The organism is Variovorax sp. P4_B10 (assembly GCF_056402375.1).
Genome location: NZ_JBFUHN010000070.1, coordinates 1 through 20,178 on the forward strand (window position 1 = coordinate 1; position 20,178 = coordinate 20,178).

17 protein-coding genes are annotated in these 20,178 nt (G+C 66.8%); 15 read left to right on the top strand and 2 right to left on the bottom strand.

Annotated features, from left to right (window positions below; translation table 11 throughout):
* The 7 genes from lptF to AC1DXX_RS25825 all read left to right on the top strand — a co-directional run.
* Positions 1-1,020: LPS export ABC transporter permease LptF (lptF, locus tag AC1DXX_RS25795; RefSeq protein ID WP_478137062.1), on the top strand; the 1,020-nt coding region annotated here is incomplete at its 5' end.
* Positions 1,017-2,126, top strand: coding sequence for an LPS export ABC transporter permease LptG (gene lptG / locus AC1DXX_RS25800; RefSeq protein WP_478137063.1), 1,110 nt, complete (start codon positions 1,017-1,019; stop codon positions 2,124-2,126). The genes lptF and lptG, both read left to right, overlap by 4 nt.
* Entirely contained in the window at positions 2,123-2,500 is a 378-nt protein-coding gene (locus AC1DXX_RS25805; RefSeq protein ID WP_478137064.1) for a sirohydrochlorin chelatase, read from the top strand. The genes lptG and AC1DXX_RS25805 overlap by 4 nt, the downstream gene beginning before the upstream one ends.
* Before the next feature lie 63 nt (positions 2,501-2,563).
* Positions 2,564-3,505 carry a CysB family HTH-type transcriptional regulator gene (locus AC1DXX_RS25810; protein WP_013541245.1) on the top strand — a complete coding sequence of 314 codons (942 nt, stop codon included), beginning with the start codon at positions 2,564-2,566 and terminating at the stop codon, positions 3,503-3,505.
* Positions 3,502-4,674 carry a pyridoxal phosphate-dependent aminotransferase gene (locus AC1DXX_RS25815; protein ID WP_478137065.1) on the top strand — a complete coding sequence of 391 codons (1,173 nt, stop codon included), beginning with the start codon at positions 3,502-3,504 and terminating at the stop codon, positions 4,672-4,674. The genes AC1DXX_RS25810 and AC1DXX_RS25815 overlap by 4 nt, the downstream gene beginning before the upstream one ends.
* A 28-nt stretch (positions 4,675-4,702) precedes the next feature.
* Positions 4,703-5,089 carry a rard protein gene (locus AC1DXX_RS25820; RefSeq protein ID WP_478137066.1) on the top strand — a complete coding sequence of 129 codons (387 nt, stop codon included), beginning with the start codon at positions 4,703-4,705 and terminating at the stop codon, positions 5,087-5,089.
* 146 nt (positions 5,090-5,235) lie between these two features.
* Complete coding sequence (locus AC1DXX_RS25825; RefSeq protein ID WP_070060790.1) at positions 5,236-5,394, top strand: DUF3309 family protein; 159 nt, start codon at positions 5,236-5,238, stop codon at positions 5,392-5,394.
* A 48-nt stretch (positions 5,395-5,442) separates the two neighbouring features.
* Here the strand turns inward: AC1DXX_RS25825 and hrpA are convergent, their stop codons facing one another.
* A complete protein-coding gene (gene hrpA, locus AC1DXX_RS25830) occupies positions 5,443-9,222 on the bottom strand; it encodes an ATP-dependent RNA helicase HrpA (protein ID WP_478137098.1) in 3,780 nt (1,259 codons plus the stop codon).
* A gap of 470 nt (positions 9,223-9,692) precedes the next feature.
* Here hrpA and AC1DXX_RS25835 point away from each other — a divergent pair, with 470 nt between their 5' ends.
* The 4 genes from AC1DXX_RS25835 to AC1DXX_RS25850 all read left to right on the top strand — a co-directional run bounded on the left by AC1DXX_RS25835 (position 9,693) and on the right by AC1DXX_RS25850 (position 14,864).
* Positions 9,693-11,675, top strand: a complete 1,983-nt coding sequence (locus AC1DXX_RS25835; protein ID WP_478137067.1) for an AAA family ATPase — start codon at positions 9,693-9,695, stop codon at positions 11,673-11,675.
* A gap of 40 nt (positions 11,676-11,715) precedes the next feature.
* Positions 11,716-13,062, top strand: coding sequence for an amino-acid N-acetyltransferase (argA, locus tag AC1DXX_RS25840; RefSeq protein WP_478137068.1), 1,347 nt, complete (start codon positions 11,716-11,718; stop codon positions 13,060-13,062).
* 22 nt (positions 13,063-13,084) lie between these two features.
* Positions 13,085-13,732, top strand: a complete 648-nt coding sequence (locus AC1DXX_RS25845) for a LysE family translocator (protein WP_478137069.1) — start codon at positions 13,085-13,087, stop codon at positions 13,730-13,732.
* A gap of 136 nt (positions 13,733-13,868) precedes the next feature.
* Positions 13,869-14,864: a DUF3829 domain-containing protein gene (locus AC1DXX_RS25850; protein ID WP_478137070.1), complete on the top strand. Its 996-nt coding sequence runs from the start codon at positions 13,869-13,871 to the stop codon at positions 14,862-14,864.
* 6 nt (positions 14,865-14,870) lie between these two features.
* Here the strand turns inward: AC1DXX_RS25850 and AC1DXX_RS25855 are convergent, their stop codons facing one another.
* Positions 14,871-15,878 carry a zinc-dependent alcohol dehydrogenase family protein gene (locus AC1DXX_RS25855; protein ID WP_478137071.1) on the bottom strand — a complete coding sequence of 336 codons (1,008 nt, stop codon included), beginning with the start codon at positions 15,876-15,878 and terminating at the stop codon, positions 14,871-14,873.
* Positions 15,879-15,971: 93 nt separating this feature from the next.
* Here AC1DXX_RS25855 and AC1DXX_RS25860 point away from each other — a divergent pair, with 93 nt between their 5' ends.
* The 4 genes from AC1DXX_RS25860 to AC1DXX_RS25875 are packed head-to-tail and all read left to right on the top strand — an operon-like array spanning position 15,972 to position 20,165.
* Positions 15,972-16,838 (top strand): LysR family transcriptional regulator, encoded by an 867-nt coding sequence (locus AC1DXX_RS25860; protein WP_478137072.1) that lies wholly within the window; start codon positions 15,972-15,974, stop codon positions 16,836-16,838.
* 31 nt (positions 16,839-16,869) lie between these two features.
* Complete coding sequence (gene dapC, locus AC1DXX_RS25865) at positions 16,870-18,081, top strand: succinyldiaminopimelate transaminase (protein WP_478137073.1); 1,212 nt, start codon at positions 16,870-16,872, stop codon at positions 18,079-18,081.
* A gap of 52 nt (positions 18,082-18,133) precedes the next feature.
* Positions 18,134-18,967: a 2,3,4,5-tetrahydropyridine-2,6-dicarboxylate N-succinyltransferase gene (dapD, locus tag AC1DXX_RS25870; protein ID WP_478137074.1), complete on the top strand. Its 834-nt coding sequence runs from the start codon at positions 18,134-18,136 to the stop codon at positions 18,965-18,967.
* A 49-nt stretch (positions 18,968-19,016) separates the two neighbouring features.
* Positions 19,017-20,165: a PilT/PilU family type 4a pilus ATPase gene (locus tag AC1DXX_RS25875; protein WP_478137075.1), complete on the top strand. Its 1,149-nt coding sequence runs from the start codon at positions 19,017-19,019 to the stop codon at positions 20,163-20,165.
* Positions 20,166-20,178: the final 13 nt, after the last annotated feature.

A 20,178-nucleotide genomic window follows, 5' to 3' on the forward strand; every position in this document is an offset into this window, starting at 1 on the left:
GGCAGTGTGAACCCGCAAGAAGTGTTCCTCGTGATGACCTACACGGTGCTCGGCTACATGCCGACCATCCTGAGTCTGAGCCTGTTCATCGCCATCGTCGGCACCCTCTCGCGCATGTACCGCGACAGCGAGATGGTGATCTGGTTCTCCAGCGGCCGCGGACTCGCCGACTTCGTGGAGCCGTTGTTCCGCTTTGCCTGGCCGGTGCTGCTGCTGATCGCGGTGATGGCGCTGGTCGGCTGGCCCTGGGCCAACTCCCAGACCATGGGCATGCGCCAGCAATACGAGCAGCGCAGCGACATCGAGCGCGTCACGCCCGGCGAATTCCGCGAGTCGGCAGGCCGCATGCGCGTGTTCTTCATCGACAAGGACACGCCGGACGGCGCCACCGCGACGAACGTCTTCATCTGGGCCATCGAGCGCGGCCTGCAGATCACCACCTCGGCGCGCAGCGGCCGCATCGAGGACGTCGGCAACAACCGCTACCTGATGCTCAGCAACGGCCAGCGGCTCGAACGTCCGCTGCTGCCGACCTCGGGGCTCAAGATCAGCGAGTTCAAGACCTACGGCACCCGGGCCGGCGGCAGCGCGGACTCGGCGAGCAACGCCACCCCGGCGCGTGCCCGCACCACCCTGTCGCTCCTGCGTGATCGCAGCAACGCCAGTCTCGGCGAGCTGGGCTGGCGCGTCGGCATGCTGCTGGCAGCCATCAATTTCGTGCTGCTGGCGCTGACCGTCTCGAGCGTCAATCCGCGCGTGGGACGAAGCGGCAACCTGCTGCTCGCGCTGTTCGCGTTCGTCATCTACTACAACCTGCTGAACCTCGGGCAGAGCTGGGTCAGCTCCGGCCGCTATGGCATGGGCTCCTTCATGCTCCTGTTGCACGGCGGCGTCTTCCTCGTCGGCGCGGCCTGGCTGGGCCTGCGCAACAACAACTGGGGGCGCCGCAGCAAGCCTGCGCGCGTCATCGCCGGTGGCCTGCCGGCCTCCCAGCCTCAAAAGATCGACCCCACCTCGTGAAAACCATCCGACGCCTGATCTACGTCGAGGCACTGAAGGCGGTGGCCTTCGTGACGCTCGGCTTCCTGAGCCTGTTCTTCTTCTTCGACTTCGTCGACGAGCTGCAGTCCGTCGGCAAGCCCGAAAGCCTGGCCTACGGACCGATGCAGGCGCTGATCTACGTGGCGCTGCTGATCCCGAGCCACCTCTACGAACTGCTGCCGATCACCGTGCTGATCGGCTGCATCTTCGTGATGGCGCGCCTCGCGCAGAGCTCGGAATACACCATTCTGCGCACCAGCGGCCTCGGCCCGTGGCGCGCGCTGCGCACGCTGCTGCTGCTCGGCGTGGGCTTCGTCATCCTGACCTTTGCCGTCGGCGACTACATCGCACCGCTGTCCGAGCGCACCGGCCAGCTGCTCAAGTCGCGCTACCAGGGCACCTATTCGCTGGTGGGCAACACCGGCGCATGGCTCAAGGAGAAGCGCGACAACGTGTCCTATGCCGTCAACGTGCTCTCGATCTCGCGCGACGGCTCGCTCAAGAATGCCCGCATCTTCGAGTTCGATGCCAACGGCTATGTGAGCAAGCAGCTGGTCGCCAAGTCGGCCCGCATCTTCGACGGGCACTGGGTGCTGTCGGACATCGAGAAGCAGGACTACGACACGCGCAGCGCGGCCGACAAGGCCCGCATCGTCACCACCGAGATCCCGCAGCTGGACTGGCCGACCTCGCTGACCGCCGAAATGGTGTCGGTGGCGCTGTTGCGCCCGGACCGCATGAGCACGATCGACCTGTTCGACTACATCCGCCACCTGGACGCCAACGGCCAGACGGCCCAGCGCTACGAGATCGAGTTCTGGCGCAAGGTGTTCTATCCGCTCTCGTGCCTGGTGATGGTGGTGCTCGCCCTGCCCTTCGCCTACCTGCACTTCCGCCAGGCCGGCATCACCACCTATGTGTTCGGCGGCGTGATGATCGGCATCAGCTTCTTCCTGCTGAACAACGTGTTCGGCTACCTCGGCAACCTCAGCAACTGGTCGCCATGGCTCACGGCGGCGGCGCCGGGGCTCATCTACTCGGTGATGTCGCTGACCGCCTTCAGCTGGCTGGTTCTCCGAAGATGACCCTGTCGGCGGAGTTGCGGGGCATCGTCCTGCTGGCCCACGGTTCGCGCGACGAGCGCTGGCGCGAGCCCATCGAGGCCGTGGCCGCGCAAATCGGTCGGGACGATCCGGCGGCGCGTGTCGTGTGTGCCTACATGGAACTGGCCGCGCCAGACCTCCATTCGGCGGTGGCCGGCCTGATTGCCGGCGGCGCAACCGCCGTCCGCGTCGTTCCGCTGTTCCTCGGCATGGGCAAGCACGCCCGCGAAGACCTGCCACTGCAGCTCGAAACCCTTCGGAAAACCTGGCCCCACATCGATTTCACGCTCGCGCGCATCGTGGGCGAGGAGCCCGAACTGGTCGGATTGCTGGCCAGAATTGCGGTCAAATCCTGAAGATTCGGCAATTTCGATAGATTCCGAAGGCATAATGAATTCCGCAATAAGACGGAATTTGATATGAATCTGCACCAATTCAAGTTTGTTCAGGAAGCCGTGCGGCGCAACCTGAACCTCACCGAGGCGGCCAAGGCGCTCCACACCTCGCAGCCGGGCGTCTCCAAGGCCATCATCGAGCTCGAGGAAGAACTGGGCGTCGAAATCTTCGCGCGCCACGGCAAGCGCCTGAAGCGCGTGACCGAGCCGGGACAGCACGTCATCGCCAGCATCGAACTGATCATGCGCGAGGTCGGCAACCTCAAGCGCATCGGCGAACAGTTCAGCGCGCAGGACAGCGGCACGCTCTCCATCGCCACCACCCACACCCAGGCGCGCTACGTGCTGCCGGTGCCCGTGGCCAACCTGCGCGAGGCCTACCCCAAGGTCAACGTGAGCCTGCACCAGGGTTCGCCGGACCAGGTGGCGCGCATGGTGATCGACGAGATCGCCGAGATCGGCATCGCCACCGAATCGCTCGACGGCTATGCCGAACTGGTGACCCTGCCCTGCTACGAATGGCAGCACGTGCTGGTGCTGCCGAAAGACCACCCGCTGGCCGCCAAGGAACGCATCTCGCTCGAAGACCTGGCGCTCGAGCCGATCATCACCTACCACCCGTCGTTCACCGGCCGCACGCGCATCGACCACGCCTTTGCGCAGAAGAAGCTCACGCCGCGCATCGCGCTCGAAGCCATCGACTCCGACGTGATCAAGACCTACGTGCGCCTCGGCCTGGGCGTGGGCATCGTGGCCGAAATGGCGGTGCGCGACGAGTCGAACGCCGACCTCGTGGTGCGCCCGATGGGCCATGTGTTCGGCCAGAATATTGCCCGGGTCGCGTTCAAGCGCAGCGCCTATCTGCGCAACTTCGTCTTCAAGTTCGCCGAGCTGCTGTCCGACCGGCTCGACCGCAACCTGATCGCCAAGGCCCTGAGCGGCCACCAACAAGACTACGAACTATGAGTACTGTGCTTTCCCCACGCACGCCCGAGATCACGACCAAGCTGCCCGCCGTCGGCACCACCATCTTCACGGTCATGTCGGCGCTGGCCGCCGAGAAGAATGCGGTCAATCTCGGGCAAGGCTTCCCGGATTTCCATTGCGATCCGAAGCTGCTCGAAGACGTCACGGCCGCCATGGCCGCCGRCCACAACCAGTACCCGCCGATGCCCGGCATTCCGGCACTGCGCGACGCCATTGCCGCCAAGATCGCGGCGCTCTACGGCCACAGCTACAGCGCGGCCACCGAGATCACCGTCACCGCGGGCGCCACGCAGGCCATCATCACCGCCATCCTGGCCATCGTGCGGCCCGGCGACGAAGTGATCGTGCTCGAGCCCTGCTACGACAGCTACGTGCCCAACATCGAGCTGGCCGGCGGCAGCGTGGTGCGCGTGCCGCTCACGCCCGGCACCTTCCGTCCCGACTTCGACAAGATCGCCGCCGCGCTGAGCCCGCGCACGCGCGCGATCATCGTCAACACGCCGCACAACCCGAGCGCCACGGTCTGGACCGAGGCCGAGATGCGCAAGCTCGAAGAACTGCTCGCGCCGACCGACGCGCTGGTGATCGCCGACGAGGTCTACGAACACATGGTCTTCGACAGTGCACGCCATGAAAGCGTGGCGCGCTTCCCGGGCCTTGCCGCGCGCAGCTTCATCGTCAGCAGCTTCGGCAAGACCTACCACGTGACCGGCTGGAAGGTCGGCTACGTGGCCGCGCCGGCGCCGCTGATGGCCGAGTTCCGCAAGGTGCACCAGTTCAACGTGTTCACCGTGAACACGCCGATGCAGCATGCGCTGGCGCAGTACATGGCCGAGCCCGGGCCGTACCTCGAGCTGCCGGCCTTCTACCAGCGCAAGCGCGACCTGTTCGCTGCCGGCCTGGCCGAGAAGACGCGCTTCAAGCTGCTGCGCAGCGAGGGCAGCTACTTCCAGTGCGTCGACATCTCGGCCGTGAGCGATCTCTCCGAAGCCGACTTCTGCCTCTGGCTCACCGGCGAGATCGGCGTGGCGGCGATTCCGCTGTCGGCGTTCTACGGCAACGGCTTCGACCAGCGCGTGGTGCGCTTCTGCTTCGCCAAGAAAGACGAGACGCTGGTCGCCGCGCTGGACCGGCTCGCCAGGCTCTGACGCCGGCAGTCAGGATTCCGGCGCCGGCATGACGATGAATCGACCGCGCTGGATCCTGCTGGCTCTGGCCGTCTCCTTCTTCGTCGTGGGCGTGGCCGACGCCTTCATTCCTCCGCTTCGGGGCAAGGACTACACCCCGCTCGACGTGGCCCATGCGTTCCTGATTTCGGCGCTTTGCTACGCGTGGTGCCGGGCCGACAGCCTGGCGCGCGGCGTGATCCCGCCCGGCCGCTCGGCGCTGCTCGCCGGAATCTTTCCGCTGCTGGGCATCCCGATCTATTTCTTCCGCTCGCGACCCTGGCGGCAGGCGCTGGTGTCCACGCTGTGGGCGGCGGGCTTCCTGGTCATGGGCCTCGTGCTCGCAGCCGCCGGCACCTTGCTGACCGAGCAACTGCAACTGCTCGCCTTGGGGTAGTGTTCCGGCCTTCCGGCGCACCGGCAAAGCGCCGACGCGCACGGTAGGACCTTCCTGACTGCCGAAGGGGCGGCTCTCCGGCGTTCTGCGCGTCCCGGGACGGTAAGCATCAAGGCTCGTTTCAACAAACGTCCCAGGAGCAAAACATGTCCCTCTCCTTCATTCTGCTGATCGTCCTGATCCTCCTGCTGATCGGCGCGTTGCCGAGTTGGGGATACAGCCGGAGCTGGGGCTATGGGCCCAGCGGCGGCCTCGGACTCGTGGTGCTGATCCTTGTGATTCTTGTGCTCATGGGCCGCATATAGCGCTCTGCGCAGCCCCTCCCGAAGAAGCCCGCACCGCCGCGGGCTTTTTCATGCCTGCAGCTGGGTCCAGGCCTTGTCCAGCCGCTTGACGCTCACCGGCTGCGGCGTGCGCAACCCCTGCGCGAAGAAGCTCACGCGAAGCTCCTCGAGCAGCCAGYGGAACTCGAGCATCCGATCGTCCACCACGCCTTTGCGCTCGGCCACCAGCCGCCAGTAGCGCTGCTCCTGCGGGCGCAGTTCGGCCAGCTTGGCGGTGTCGCGTGCGGGGTCCGCGCGCAGCTTGTCGAGGCGCAGCACGATGGCCTTGAGGTAGCGCGCAAAGTGCTGCAGCTGCGTCCACGGCGCATCGGCAATGAAGCGCTTGCCGACCAGCCGTTGCAGCTGCTGCGCGGCGTCCTGCACGGCTTCGGGCTGGATCTTCGTGTCCTTGATCTTGCGCGCCGCGGCGGCGTACTCGACGAGGATGGCCGATGCCAGGCGTGCCACTTCGTTGGCGATCAGCGTGAGCCGGCCGCGGCCCTCCTCCAGCCGGCGCTTGAAGGCGAACTCTTCGGTGGGCAGCGGCTCCTGCAGGAAGGCGCGGTCGATCGCCACGTCGACGATCTGCGTGCGCAGTTCCTCGGAGGTGCCGAGCGGCATGTAGGCCACGGCCATCTTCTGCAGGTCGGGGATGTTCTTCTCGAGGTACTTGAGCGCGTCCTTCAGCTGCAGCGCGAACAGGCGGCGCAGGCCGGCGCGATGCTTCGCGGCTGCCACGGCCGGCTCGTCGAACACTTCGATCGTCACCGCGTCGCCTTCGTCGCGCAGCGCCGGGAAGCCGATCAGCGACTGCGCGCCGCGCCGCACTTCCATCAGCTCCGGCAACTCGCCGAAGGTCCAGGCCGTGTAGCGCTGGCCCGCGGGCAAGGCGACGGCCGCCGGTTCGGCTGCCGCATTCTTCGCGGCCGCCTGCGGCTGTCCCTCCGCCGCTTTCTTCTCCGGAGACGCCTTGACGTTGAGCCCCGCCAGCGCCTGGAAGGCGCCCCGCGCCTGCGCGCCCAGCTCGGCCTTCAACGCGCCGAGGTTGCGGCCCATGCCCAGCTGGCGGCCGTGTTCGTCGATCACGCGCAGGTTCATGAACATGTGCGGCGGCAGCATGTCGAGCTTGAAATCGGCGCGCTTCACGTCGATGCTGGTCATGTCGCGCACACGCTTGAGCAACACGTCGGTCAGCGAGCCGGCGCCGAACAGCTCCGGCACGGAAAGGGCCTCGGCCAGCTTCGCCGCCGACTCGGGCAGCGGCACCAGCCGCGAACGCGGGCGCTGCGGCAGGCTCTTGAGCAGTGCCTGGATCTTGTCCTTGAGCATGCCGGTTACCAGCCACTCGCAGCGCTCCTCGCTCACCTGGTTGAGCACGAAAAGCGGCACGCTGACCGTCAGGCCGTCCTTCGGGTCGCCCGGCTCGTGCAGGTAGGTCGCGGCACAGTCCACGCCGCCAAGCCGCAGCGTGGCCGGGAACGACTGCGTCGTGATGCCGGCCGCCTGGTGGCGCATCAACTCGTCGCGCGTCAGGTACAGCAGGCGCGGCTGGTCCCTCGAAGTCTGGCGATACCAGTTCTCGAAGGTGATGCCGCTCGCCACATCGGCGGGCAACTGCGCGTCGTAGAAGGCGAAGATGAGTTCGTCGTCGACCAGCACGTCCTGCCGGCGCGACTTGTGCTCCAGCCCTTCGACCTCGCGCACCAGCTTGCGGTTGGCCACGAGGAACGGGAACTTGCTTTCCCACTGCCCGCCGACCAGCGCTTCGCGGATGAAGATCTCGCGCGCCGCCACCGGATCGACCTTGGTGAAGTCGACACGGCGCCCGCTGTAAACCACGAGGCCGTAGAGCGTTGCGCGCTCCAGCGCCGAAACCTGCGCGCCCTTCTTCTCCCAGTGCGGATCGAGCAACTGCTTCTTCAGCAGATGCCCTGCCACCTGTTCGAGCCACTGCGGCTCGATGTTGGCGATGCCGCGGCCGAAGAGGCGCGTGGTCTCGACCAGCTCGGCCGCGACGATCCAGCGGCCGGGCTTCTTCTTCAGGTGCGCACCGGGATGCTTGTAGAACTTGATGCCGCGGGCACCAAGGTAGGCCTCGTCGTCTTCGAGCTTCCAGCCGACGTTGCCGAGCAGACCGGCGAGCATCGACAGGTGCAGTGGCTCGTAGCCGGCAGGCTCGGCATTGATGCGCCACTTGTGCTCGGTGACCACCGTCAGCAGCTGCGAGTGGATGTCGCGCCATTCGCGCACGCGGCGGATGTTGATGAAGTTCTGGCGCAGCAGCTGCTCGTACTGCCGGTTGCTGAGCTTGTGGACGTCGCCATGGCCGCCGCGCGCGTCGGCGATCCATTTCCAGAGGCGCAGGTAGCCGCTGAACTCGCTCTTCTCGTCGTCGAACTTCGAATGCGACTGATCGGCCTGCTGCTGCGCATCCATCGGCCGGTCGCGCACGTCCTGCACGCTGAGCGCAGAGGCGATCACCAGCACCTCCTCGAGCGCGCCGCGCGTGCGGGCTTCGAGAATCATCCGGCCCACGCGCGGATCGAGCGGCAGCCTGGCCAGCTCGGCACCGGTGGCCGTGAGCTCGTTGGCGTCGTCGACCGCGCCGAGCTCGTTGAGCAGCTGGTAGCCGTCGGCAATCGCGCGCGGCGACGGCGCTTCCAGGAACGGGAAGCGCGACACGTCGCCCAGCCGCAGCGACTTCATGCGCAGGATCACGCCCGCCAGCGAGGAACGCAGGATTTCCGGATCGGTGAAGCGCGGACGGCCTTCGAAATCCTTCTCGTCGTAAAGCCGGATGCAGATGCCGTCGGCCACGCGCCCGCAACGGCCCGCGCGTTGGTTGGCCGCTGCCTGGCTGATCGGCTCGACCAGCAACTGCTCGACCTTGCTGCGGAAGCTGTAGCGCTTGACGCGCGCCGTGCCGATGTCGATCACATAGCGGGTGCCCGGCACGGTGAGCGAGGTTTCGGCCACGTTGGTGGCCAGCACGATGCGGCGGCCCGTGTGGCCGTCGAAGATGCGGTCCTGCTCCGCCGGCGAGAGCCGCGCAAAGAGCGGAAGCACCTCGGCATTGCGCATCAGCGGCTGGTGCGCCAAATGCCGCCGCAGGTGGTCTGCCGCCTCGCGGATCTCGCGCTCGCCAGGCAGGAAAACCAGGATATCTCCGGCGTGATGCGGATCGCGCCAGAGTTCGTCGACCGCATCGGYGATGGCGTCATTCAGGTCGTAGTCGCGCGACTCCTCGAAGGGGCGATAGCGCTGCTCGACCGGGAACATCCGGCCCGACACGTAGATGATCGGCGCCGGCCCCTTGGCCGAAGCAAAGTGCTGCGCGAAGCGGTCGGCGTCGATGGTCGCCGAGGTCACGATCACCTTCAGGTCGGGCCGGCGCGGCAGGATCTCGCGCAGGTAGCCCAGCAGGAAGTCGATGTTCAGCGAGCGCTCGTGGGCCTCGTCGATGATCAGCGTGTCGTAGGCCTTGAGCAGCGGATCGGTCTGCGTCTCGGCCAGCAAGATGCCGTCGGTCATCAGCTTGACCGAGGCGTCGCGCGAAAGCCTGTCCTGGAAGCGCACCTTGAAGCCGACCACATCGCCCAGCGGTGTCTTCAACTCCTCGGCGATGCGCTTGGCCACCGAGCTCGCGGCAATGCGTCGCGGCTGCGTGTGGCCGATCAGCCGGCCCTTGCCCGGTTCGGCATTGATCTTGCCGCGGCCGAGCGCCAGCGCGATCTTCGGCAACTGCGTGGTCTTGCCCGACCCGGTTTCGCCGCAAACGATCACGACCTGGTTCGCCGCGATGGCGGCCATGATTTCGTCGCGCCTGCCGGAAACAGGAAGCGATTCGGGAAACTCGATGCGCAAGGGGGCGGAGGGTGTCGTGGTCGTCAAGGGAAAGCAGTCGTCGGCAGCACGCGGCGGGCAAACCGTCGATTATCGGCGCGCACCGCAGCTGTTGCACAGCTTCCACAGTACGGCGCTCCGGTGCAGCGCGTGATGTAAATAGTCTTTACTCTACCGCAAGCCGCCGCTACGATCGCGTCCATGTCCTATCGCCCCGCCCCCTCCACCTTGCGCAGCCGCTGCGCAAGCCATGCGTTCCCAGCGCATGGCGGGGTCCGGTTGCCTCGCCCGGCCTGAAGCCCGCGCCACTTCTTTGAGTCGCGCGCTTCAGACACAGAAGCGCAGCAACCGACCCTTCACAGCGTCTGCCCGCCACGTCCTCATTGCGAGGAGGTGGCCGCTTTTCCGTACCTGTTTTTTTTAGAAGAATAATTTCCATGTCTACCGACATTCATTCCGAACTGCATGCCGAGCTGTCCGAGCGCACGAAGCACCTGCAGACCGTCGCCCAGTCGCTGAAGGCCGAGCTCTTCGGCATCGACGACATCATCGACCGCGTGATCGATTCGCTGCGCGCCTGGTATGTGCTGCCGCAGCTCATCAGCCGCCCGGTCATCGTCTGCCTCTGGGGCCTGACTGGCACCGGCAAGACGCAGCTGGTGCGCAGGCTCGCCCAGCACCTGGGCTTCTACGACCGCTTCATCGAAGTGCAGATGGACGGTTTCAGCCACGGCTCGGGCTATGGCAGCTCGGGCTCGATCTCGGCCATGCTGGCCCAGTCGGGCATTGCCGAGGGCACGCCGGGCATCCTGGTGCTCGATGAGTTCCAGCGCTTTCGCACGGTCGACAGCAACCGCAACGACGCCAAGGTCGAGCGCTACCAGGACGTGTGGGCGCTGCTGTCCGACGGCCGCCTGCCGCCGGCGCTCTCGATGCTCGGCGAGATCGAGTCCTCGCTCGCCTACGCCGAGTACGAGCAGGACCGTGACGGCCCCGCCGACAAGAAGAAGCTCAAGAAGCGCAAGCTGCACCTCTCGCCGTGGGAGGCGCGCGAGGTCAAGCGCTGCCTGAAGCTGCCCGACACCCTGCTGCAGATCATGACCTGGAAGCCCTCCGAGGTGCATGCGCGCCTGCGCGCCTTCCGCGACACGCAGCAGGGCTGGGAAACCGACTACAGCAAGCTGCTGGTGTTCGTCTCGGGCAACCTCGACGAGATGTACACCGAGACGGCCCAGCGCGTGGAAGACTGCGACACCGATGCCGACATCTTCCACGCGCTGACGAAGAAGCTTTCGGTCATCGACGTCAAGAAAGCGCTGGCCGAACGCTTCCGCCCCGAGCAGATCGCGCGACTGGGCAACACCCACGTGATCTACCCCTCGTTCAACCGCGCGACCTACGTGCAGCTGATCCTGTCGATCTGCGACCGCTACGTGGGCGAGATCCAGGAAAGCTCCGGCGTGCGCTTCGTGCTCGACGCCACGGTGTACGAGCAGATCTATGCCAACGCCGTGTTCCCGGCCCAGGGCACGCGCCCGCTGTTCTCGTCGATCCACGCGATCCTGAGCGCGTCGCTGGTCAACGCGGCGCTCTGGGCGCTGGAGCGCGGCGCCGACGGTGCCGAGCCGGTGTGGCTCACGCTCGATGCGAGCGTGCCCTGCATCGTGGCGAAGTACCGCAAGGCGCGCCGCCAGTTCCCGGTGGCGCTGGAGCTCAGCCGCCTCAAGCAACGCTCGAGCGAAGACTTTCGCGCCCTGCTCGCCGTGCACGAGGCGGGCCACGGCGTTGTCTACAGCGTGCTCTTCGGCCGCGCGCCGCAAGAGATCAAGATCAACGTGGCCTCGTTCGAAGGCGGCTACAACAGCTACGAGCAACGCAAGGCCTGGTCGAAGGAGAATCTGCGCGACCGCATCTGCGTGAGCCTCGCGGGCCGTGCCGCCGAACAGCTGGTGTTCGGCGACCAGGCCAGCACCTCGGGCGCCTCGCAGGACTTCCTGCAGGCCACCTCCTATGCGGCGCAGTACGTGCGCCACTTCGCCTTCGGCACGCGCCTGAGCCGCACCGACATCACGAACGACTCGGAGGTCAACCTGAACACGGACGTCGACGCGACCAACCCGGAAATCGAGGCCCTGCTGGCGCAGGAGCATGCGCGCGCCCGCGCCCTGCTCGAAACGCACACCACGTCGCTGATGGCGGTGGTCGATGCGCTGATGCGCGAAGGCTCGATCGCCCCGGCCGAACTGGCCGCCATGCTCGACCTGCCCGCCACCCCGGCCGGCGAGTCGACCGACGCCTACGCGGCGCTGCTCGCCACCTTCCGCGCCCGCAAGGCGGACCTGCTGCACGCGGCTCCCGACCGCGGTGGCGGAGCGGGTCTGGCCGCCAGTGCAGCCCGCGTGCTGCGCGCAATGGCCTGACCCGTACGAAAAGCCCTCCAAGAATGCACAATCACGCCCCATGTCCACCGTCTTCAATTTCACCTTCGTGCCCTGGTTCCGCTCGGTCGCGCCTTACATCCACACGCACCGCGGTAAGACTTTCGTGGTCGGGCTGGCGGGCGAGGCGATTGCGGCCGGCAAGCTCCAGAACATTGCGCAAGACCTGGCGCTGATCCAGAGCATGGGCGTCAAGATCGTGCTGGTGCACGGCTTCCGTCCGCAGGTCAACGAGCAGCTCGCGGCCAAGGGCCACGAGGCGCGCTATTCGCACGGCATCCGCATCACCGACGAGGTGGCGCTCGACTCCGCGCAGGAAGCCGCCGGCCAACTGCGCTACGAGATCGAGGCCGCATTCAGCCAGGGCCTGCCGAACACGCCGATGGCGGGTTCGACGGTGCGGGTGATTTCGGGCAACTTCATCACAGCCCGCCCCGTGGGCGTGGTCGACGGGGTCGACTTCAAGCATTCAGGCCTGGTGCGCAAGGTCGATGCGGCCGGCATCCGCCGCACGCTCGATTTCGGCGCCATGGTGCTCATGTCGCCCTTCGGCTTCTCGCCCACCGGCGAGGCCTTCAACCTGACGATGGAAGAGGTCGCCACCAGCGTCGCCATCTCCATCCAGGCCGACAAGCTGATCTTCCTGACCGAGATTCCGGGCATCCGCATGGACAGCGAGCTGCCAGAAAGCGAAGACAACCCGATCGACACCGAGCTGCCGCTCGACGCCGCCGAAAAGCTGCTTGCCTCGCTGCCGCCGGCGCAAAAGCCCACCGACACGGCCTTCTACCTGCAGCACTGCGTCAAGGCCTGCAAGGGCGGCGTGGAGCGCAACCACATCCTGCCGTTCGCGCTCGACGGCTCGCTGCTGCTCGAGGTGTACGTGCACGACGGCGTGGGCACCATGGTGATCGACGAGAAGCTCGAAAGCCTGCGCGAAGCCACGGTGGACGACATCGGCGGCATCCTGCAGCTGATCGAGCCCTTCGAGCGCGACGGCACGCTGGTCAAGCGCGACCGCACCGAGATCGAGCGCGACGTGGGCCACTACACGGTGATCGAGCACGACGGCGTGATCTTCGGCTGCGCGGCGCTCTACCCGTACCCCGAGGCGAAGACCGCCGAAATGGCCGCGCTGACCGTGTCGCCGCAATCGCAGTCGCAGGGCGACGGCGAACGCATCCTCAAGCGCATCGAGCACCGCGCCAAGGCCATGGGCCTGGAAAGCATCTTCGTGCTCACCACGCGCACCATGCACTGGTTCCTCAAGCGCGGCTTCCAGCAGGTCAACCCCGACTGGCTGCCCGAGGCTCGCAAGCGCAAGTACAACTGGGACCGCAAGAGCATGGTCCTGGTCAAGAAGATCTAGAACCCTGAAGGAAGACACCACGATGACGCTCGCCACCGCCCTGCTGTTCTCCATCGTGGCCTTCGCGGCCATTGCCACGCCCGGCCCCACCGTGCTGCTGGCGCTCAGCAACGGCTCGCGCCACGGCGTGCGGCGCGCCCTGCCGGGCATGCTCGGCGCGGTGCTGTCGGATTTCGTGCTCGTCGGCGCCGTGGCGCTCGGGCTCGGTGCGCTGCTGGCGGCGTCGGAGTTCTGGTTCTCGATGCTGAAATGGGTCGGCGCGGTCTATCTCGCGTGGCTCGGATTGCGCATGCTGCGCTCCCAGGGCGGCTTCCACCTGCCGACCGCCGATGCCGCGCCGTCGGTGACGGCGGGCGAAAGCCGGCGCATCTTCTTCAAGTCCTTCCTGGTGGCCGTGACCAACCCCAAGGGCTACATCTTCTGCTCGGCGCTGCTGCCGCAGTTCATCGACCCCTCGGCCGCCCAGGCGCCGCAGTACCTGATCATTGCGCTGATCTTCGCCGGCCTGGACATGACCGTGATGCTGGGCTACGCCTTCGTCGGCGCCCGCGCGATCCGGCTGCTGACGGTGTCGGCCACACGCTGGATCGACCGCGCCTGCGGCGGCATGCTGCTGGCACTGGCCGGATCGCTCGCCTTCTACCGGCGCAGCGCTGCCAGCGCCGTCTGACGCGCCCGACCGCTGTCCTCAGGCAGCGGCAAAAACCCCCACGATGTTCCCCCGGAGCCCAGCGGGCTCCGATGACTTCTCGGCAAGCCGGACCACGGCTTGCCTGCGCTGTTTTTTTAACGAAAGAAAAGAAAGAATGAAGTACCAGACCTTTTTGGGAGCCACCCTCATCGCCGTTTCGGCATTCGTCGCCGGCTGCGGCGACAAGGCGGACAAGGCCTCGCAGGCCCAGCCTCCGGTCAAGGCCGAACAGGCCGGCAACGCGCAGCAGCTCGTCGAGAAATACAACATCTACGTCGACGTCTCGAACAACCTGCGCACTTCGTTCCAGGAAGCGCGCGAGAGCTACGTGCAGAGCCAGGTGCCGCTGCTCCAGGGCAAGGCGCCGCTGACCAGCCTGCGCATCCAGAACGACATCCTCGTCGACCGGTCGGCCAAGAAGCTGGACACGGCGGTCGCCATCGACGCGCCGCTGCCCGAGATCGACGAATCGGCCAAGGCGTTTTCCGCCGCCCTCAAGGTGCTGTCGCCCCTGAGCCGCGAGTTGAACGACTACGCCAATTCCAAGGGCTATCTCGCCGACAACGGCGACAAGGCACGCCAGATGAGCAAGGACTACCTGGCCGCGCTCACCGCGGTCGCGCAGGCCGAAGCGGCGTTCGACAAGGGCCTGAGCGCCCGCGACCAGGCGCTGACCAAGGAGGCCTTCGAGAAGGCGCCGAAGGACACCGCTGCCTACTACCGCGCCGGCCTCATCTATCACGGCAAGGTCAACCACGCCGACGCCGGCGCGCTGTTCGAGGCGCCCAACGATCCGAAGGCGCTGGCGGCCTTCGAAGCGTCGCTGGCGCTGGTGGCCGACTCGGCCGCAGGCTGGAGCAAGAAGATCGCCGAGCAGACGGCCCAAAGCGGCAAGAGCTGCAGCGGCGGCATGCTGCAGATCAACGAGTTCATCGGCCAGTCGCGCTCGATGGTCAAGGACATCAAGGACGGCGTGTTCAACCGCAAGGAGACCGGCGCGATGGCCCGGATGCCCGCGCACATGCAAAGCTCCAGCATCGTCAACTCGGCCAACCGCTACAACCGGAACTTCGCCAACATGATCGGCCAGTTCAACCATCCGCTCTGCTGAGGAAGCTCAGGCCGCGATGTCGACCACGATGCGGCCCTGGGCCTTGCCCCGTTCGACCGCTTCGTGGGCGGACGTGGCTTCGCCCAGCGTGAAGCGGCGCGCGTCCATCAGCGGCACGAGCTGCCCGGTTTCGGCCAGCCGGGTCGCCGCTTCCAGGATCTCGCCGTGGTGCGCACGGCCCCGCCCCATGATCATCGGCATCAGCGTGAACACGCCCGAATAGGTCGCGGCGCGGAACGACAGGGGCGCCAGCTTGTGGGTGCCCCAACCCAGGCAGCTGACGACGTGGCCGCCGTAGCGGCGGGCGGCGGCGAACGAGGCGTCGAGCACCGCACCGCCGACCGTGTCGTAGACCACGTCGAAGCCCTCGCCGGCCGTGTGCTGCGCTACATAGGCATCGACCGATGTCGTCGTGAAGTCGATCGGCGTTGCGCCGAATCGCCGGATGGTCTCGGCCTGCTCCGGCGCGCCGGTCGCGAACACCCTGGCGCCCAGCGAACGCGCCAGCTGCACCGCCATGTGGCCGACGCCGCCTGCGCCGCCGTGCACCAGCACCGTCTGCCCGGCCTGCGTCTTCGCGCGGTCCACGAGCCCTTCGTAGGCCGTGATGAACACCAGCGGAATCCCCGCCGCCTCGCGCATGCCGAGGTTGTGCGGCTTGAGCGCAACCAGGTCGGCATCGACGGCCGCGTACTCGGCCAGCGTGCCCTGCAGGCCGCCGATGCCGCCGGCCATGCCGTAGACCTCGTCGCCGCGCTTGAACTTCGTCACGCCTGAGCCGACCGCCTCGACCACACCGGCCAGGTCCATGCCGAGCACCGACGGCAGCGGCTGCTGCGCGTGCGCGGCCTGCCCTGCGCGGATCTTGGTGTCGAGCGGGTTCACGCCGCTGGTGTGGATGCGGACCAGCACCTCGCCGCGGCCGGCCACGGGACGCGTGAGTTCGGCACTGCGAAAGGGCTGGCCGGCGGTGTCGAGCACGGCGGCACGCATGGTCGAAGAAGAGGCTGTCATCGGGAAATCCTTGAAGTTGCGAATGAGTGGATCGATTGTTCGATCAACACAACTGCAAGTAAATTGACAGAAATGCAGGTTTATCATTCATAAATGAATGACACCCCCATGGAATGGAGCGACGTCAAGGTTTTCCTGGCGGTCGCCCGCACCGGCACGCTGATGGCCGCAGCCCGGCAGACCGGCCTGTCGCAGCCGACCATGGGCCGACGGCTGAAGGCGCTCGAAGCGAGCCTGTCGCTCGCCCTGTTCCAGCGCACCAGCGACGGCTTCGTGCTCACGGCCGAAGGCGAATCGGTGCTCGGCCATGCCGAACGCATGGAGGAACAGGCACTCGCCTTCCAGCGCGAACTCGAAGGCCGCGAGCAGCGGCTGGAAGGCGCGTTGCGCGTGTCGTCCTCGGACTGGTTCGGCGTGTACGTGCTCTCGCCGATGCTGGCGGGGTTCATTCGCCAGCACCCCGGCGTCAGCGTCGAGCTGCTGACCGACGCGCGCCTGCTGAACCTTGCGCGGCGCGAAGCCGATCTCGTGTTCCGCATCCAGCCGTTCGACGAGCCCTACATCCTCCAGCGCAAGCTGATGTACATGGACTACGCCGTGTTCGGGGCAGCCGGCCAGAAAGCGCCGAAGGCCGGCGACGGCGCGGGCAGCGCGCTCGTCACGCTGGACACTGCGTACCGCGACTTCCCAGACGCCGTCTGGCTGCGCCGCATGCTGCCCAATGCCCGTGTCGCATTCGCCAGCAACAACCGCGAGGTGCAGGCTCGGCTTTGCGCCGCGGGTACCGGCTTGGCCGTATTGCCCGTGGCGCTCGGCGACCAGACCCCCGGCCTGCAGCGCATCGACCTCGGCGAAGCGCCGCCCGGCCGCGACGTCTGGCTCGGCTACCACCGCGACCTGCGGCGACTGGCGCGACTGCGGGCGCTGATCGACTGCACGATCGAGACCCTGGCGTCGTGAAGCCGACATCCCGTCGCCGATAATCCCGGGCATGAACCCCTTGCTTTCCAGGTTGCAGCCCTACCCCTTCGAGCGGCTGAAGCAACTGTTCGCGGGCGTCACGCCCAGCCCCGAATTCCCCGCCATCAGCCTGGGCATCGGCGAACCGAAGCACGCGACGCCGGCGTTCATCAAGGACGCCCTGAGCGCCAGCCTCGGCGCGCTGGCCGCGTACCCCGCCACCGCCGGCGACCTGAAGCTGCGCACCGCCTTCACCGACTGGCTCCACCGCCGCTACAGCCTGAAGCTCGACCCCGCCACGCAAGTGCTGCCGGTCAACGGCTCGCGCGAGGCCCTGTTCTCGCTTGCGCAGACCGTGGTCGACGCCACCGCCTCGCCCCAGGCGGTGGTGGTGTCGCCCAACCCGTTCTATCAGATCTACGAAGGCGCGGCCCTGCTCTCGGGCGCCGAGCCGTACTACGTGCCGAGCGTGCCCGCGCGCAACTTCGCGGTCGCCTGGGACACCGTGCCGGACGAGATCTGGGCCCGCACGCAGCTCGTGTTCGTCTGCTCGCCGGGCAACCCCACCGGCGCCGTGATGGCACTGGACGAATGGAAGAAGCTCTTTGCGCTCTCCGACCGCCACGGCTTCGTGATCGCGGCCGACGAGTGCTACAGCGAGATCTACTTCCGCGACGAGCCCCCGCTGAGCGGCCTCGAAGCGTCCGTGCAGCTCGGCCGCCCCGACTTCAGGAACCTGATCGCCCTGACTTCGCTGTCCAAGCGCAGCAACGTGCCCGGCCTGCGCAGCGGCTTCGTCGCGGGCGATGCGGCCATCCTCAAGAAATTCCTGCTCTACCGCACCTACCACGGCAGCGCCATGAGCGGCAGCGTGGCGGCGGCCAGCATCGCGGCCTGGGGCGACGAGTCGCACGTCGTCGACAACCGCGCCCAGTACCGCGCCAAGTTCGCAGCCGTCACGCCGCTGCTCGAGCCGGTGCTCGACGTGCGCCTGCCCGACGCCAGTTTCTACCTCTGGGCCGGCGTGCCCGAAGTGTGGGCTGGCGACGACGAAGCCTTCGCCCGCGCGCTCTACGCTCAATACAATGTGACGGTTCTGCCCGGGAGCTATCTGGCGCGCGACACGGCACACAGCGCCAACCCCGGCCGGGGCCGCATTCGCATGGCCCTGGTGGCCGAAACGGCCGAGTGCGTGGAAGCCGCCGGGCGCATCGTCCGCTTCGTCAAGGACGGCCGGCGCTGAACCCACCGTCGCATACCACCCTGGCTTCCATTTTTCACCCGAGACTTTCTCCATGACCCAGCAACTGCAACAAATCATCGACGCCGCGTGGGAAGACCGCGCCAACATCTMGCCCGCCGCCGCCCCGGCCGAAGTGCGCGATGCCGTCGAACACGTGATCACCGAGCTCAACAACGGCCAGTTGCGCGTCGCCACCCGCGAGAGCGTCGGCCAGTGGACGGTGCACCAGTGGATCAAGAAGGCCGTGCTGCTGTCGTTCCGCCTGAAGGACAACGAGCAGATGCAGGCCGGCTCGCTCGGCTTCTACGACAAGGTGCCGACCAAGTTCTCGCACCTGTCGGCCGGCGAGCTGAAGGAATCGGGCGTGCGCATCGTGCCGCCGGCCGTGGCCCGCCGCGGCAGCTACATCGCCAAGGGCGCGATCCTGATGCCCTCGTACGTGAACATCGGCGCCTACGTGGGCGAAGGCACCATGGTCGACACCTGGGCCACCGTGGGTTCGTGCGCACAGATCGGCGCCAACGTGCACCTCTCGGGCGGCGTCGGCATCGGCGGCGTGCTCGAGCCGCTGCAGGCCGGCCCGACCATCATCGAAGACAACTGCTTCATCGGTGCACGCTCGGAAGTGGTCGAAGGCGTGGTGATCGAGGAGAACTCGGTGCTCGGCATGGGCGTGTACATCGGCCAGAGCACCCCGATCTTCAACCGGGACACCGGAGAGACTTTCTACGGCCGCGTGCCGTCCGGCAGCGTCGTCATCAGCGGCAACCTGCCCAAGAAGACCAAGTCGGGCCAGGACTACAGCACCTACGCCGCGATCATCGTCAAGACCGTCGATGCGCAAACGCGTTCCAAGACCAGCCTGAACGACCTGCTGCGCGACTGATCCTGCTTCCTTCCCCTTAGAAAACAACAGCACCCGAGGAGAGAGACCGATGAACATGATGGAGCGAATTCTTCGTTTGATGGCCGAGCGCAAGGCCTCCGACATCTACCTCTCGGCCCACTCTCCGGTGATGATCCGCATCAACGGCGTCTGCGTGCCGATCAATGCGCAGATCCTGCCTCCGACCGCACCGCTCGCGCTGCTGTCCGAGGTAGTGCCCGAAGCCCGCATCCAGGAGCTGGAGAGCACGGGCGAACTGAACATGGCCGTCGCCCTCGAAGGCGCCGGCAACTACCGCATCAGCGCCATGCGCCAGCGCGGCACCTATGCGGTGGTGGTGCGGCACATCGCCTCGACCATTCCGAGCTTTGCCGACCTGAACCTGCCCGACATCCTGAAGACGCTCATCATGGACAAGCGCGGGCTGATCCTGATGGTCGGCGCGACCGGCGCGGGCAAGACCACCACGCTCGCCTCGATGCTCGACTACCGCAACGAGAACGCCAGCGGCCACATCCTCACGGTCGAGGAGCCGATCGAGTTCACCTACACCAACAAGAAATCGCTGGTGAACCAGCGCGACGTGGGCAGCGACACCACGTCGCTGCACACCGCGCTCAAGAACGCGCTGCGCCAGGCGCCCGACGTGATCCAGATCGGCGAAATCCGCGACCGCGACACCATGACGGCCGCCATTGCCTACGCGCAGTCGGGCCACCTGTGCGTGGCCACGCTGCACGCCAACAACAGCTACCGCGCGCTGAACCGCATCCTGAGCTTCTTCCCGGTCGAAGTGCGCCCCACGCTGCTGGGCGACCTGGGCGGCGCGCTGCGCGCCATCGTGTCGCAGCGCCTGCTGCGCACGCCGGCCGGCGCGCGCGTGYCTGCACTCGAAGTCATGCTCAACACCGCACTGGTGGCCGATCTGATCGAAAAGGGCGACTTCTCCGCCGTCAAGGAGGCCATGGAGCAATCGATGGCCGAAGGCTCGCAGACCTTCGAGGAAGACATCGCCCGCCTCATCATCGAAGAGCGCGTGACGCGCGAAGAGGGGCTGTCCCACTCCGACTCGCCCACCAACCTGCTGTGGCGCCTGCAGAACCGCGCCGCCCCCAAACAGCAGATCGACGACCGCAACCTCACGGACCAGGTCGACGAACCCACTTTTACCGACATCACGCTCGACGTGAAGTTCTGAACGAAGCCTTTTC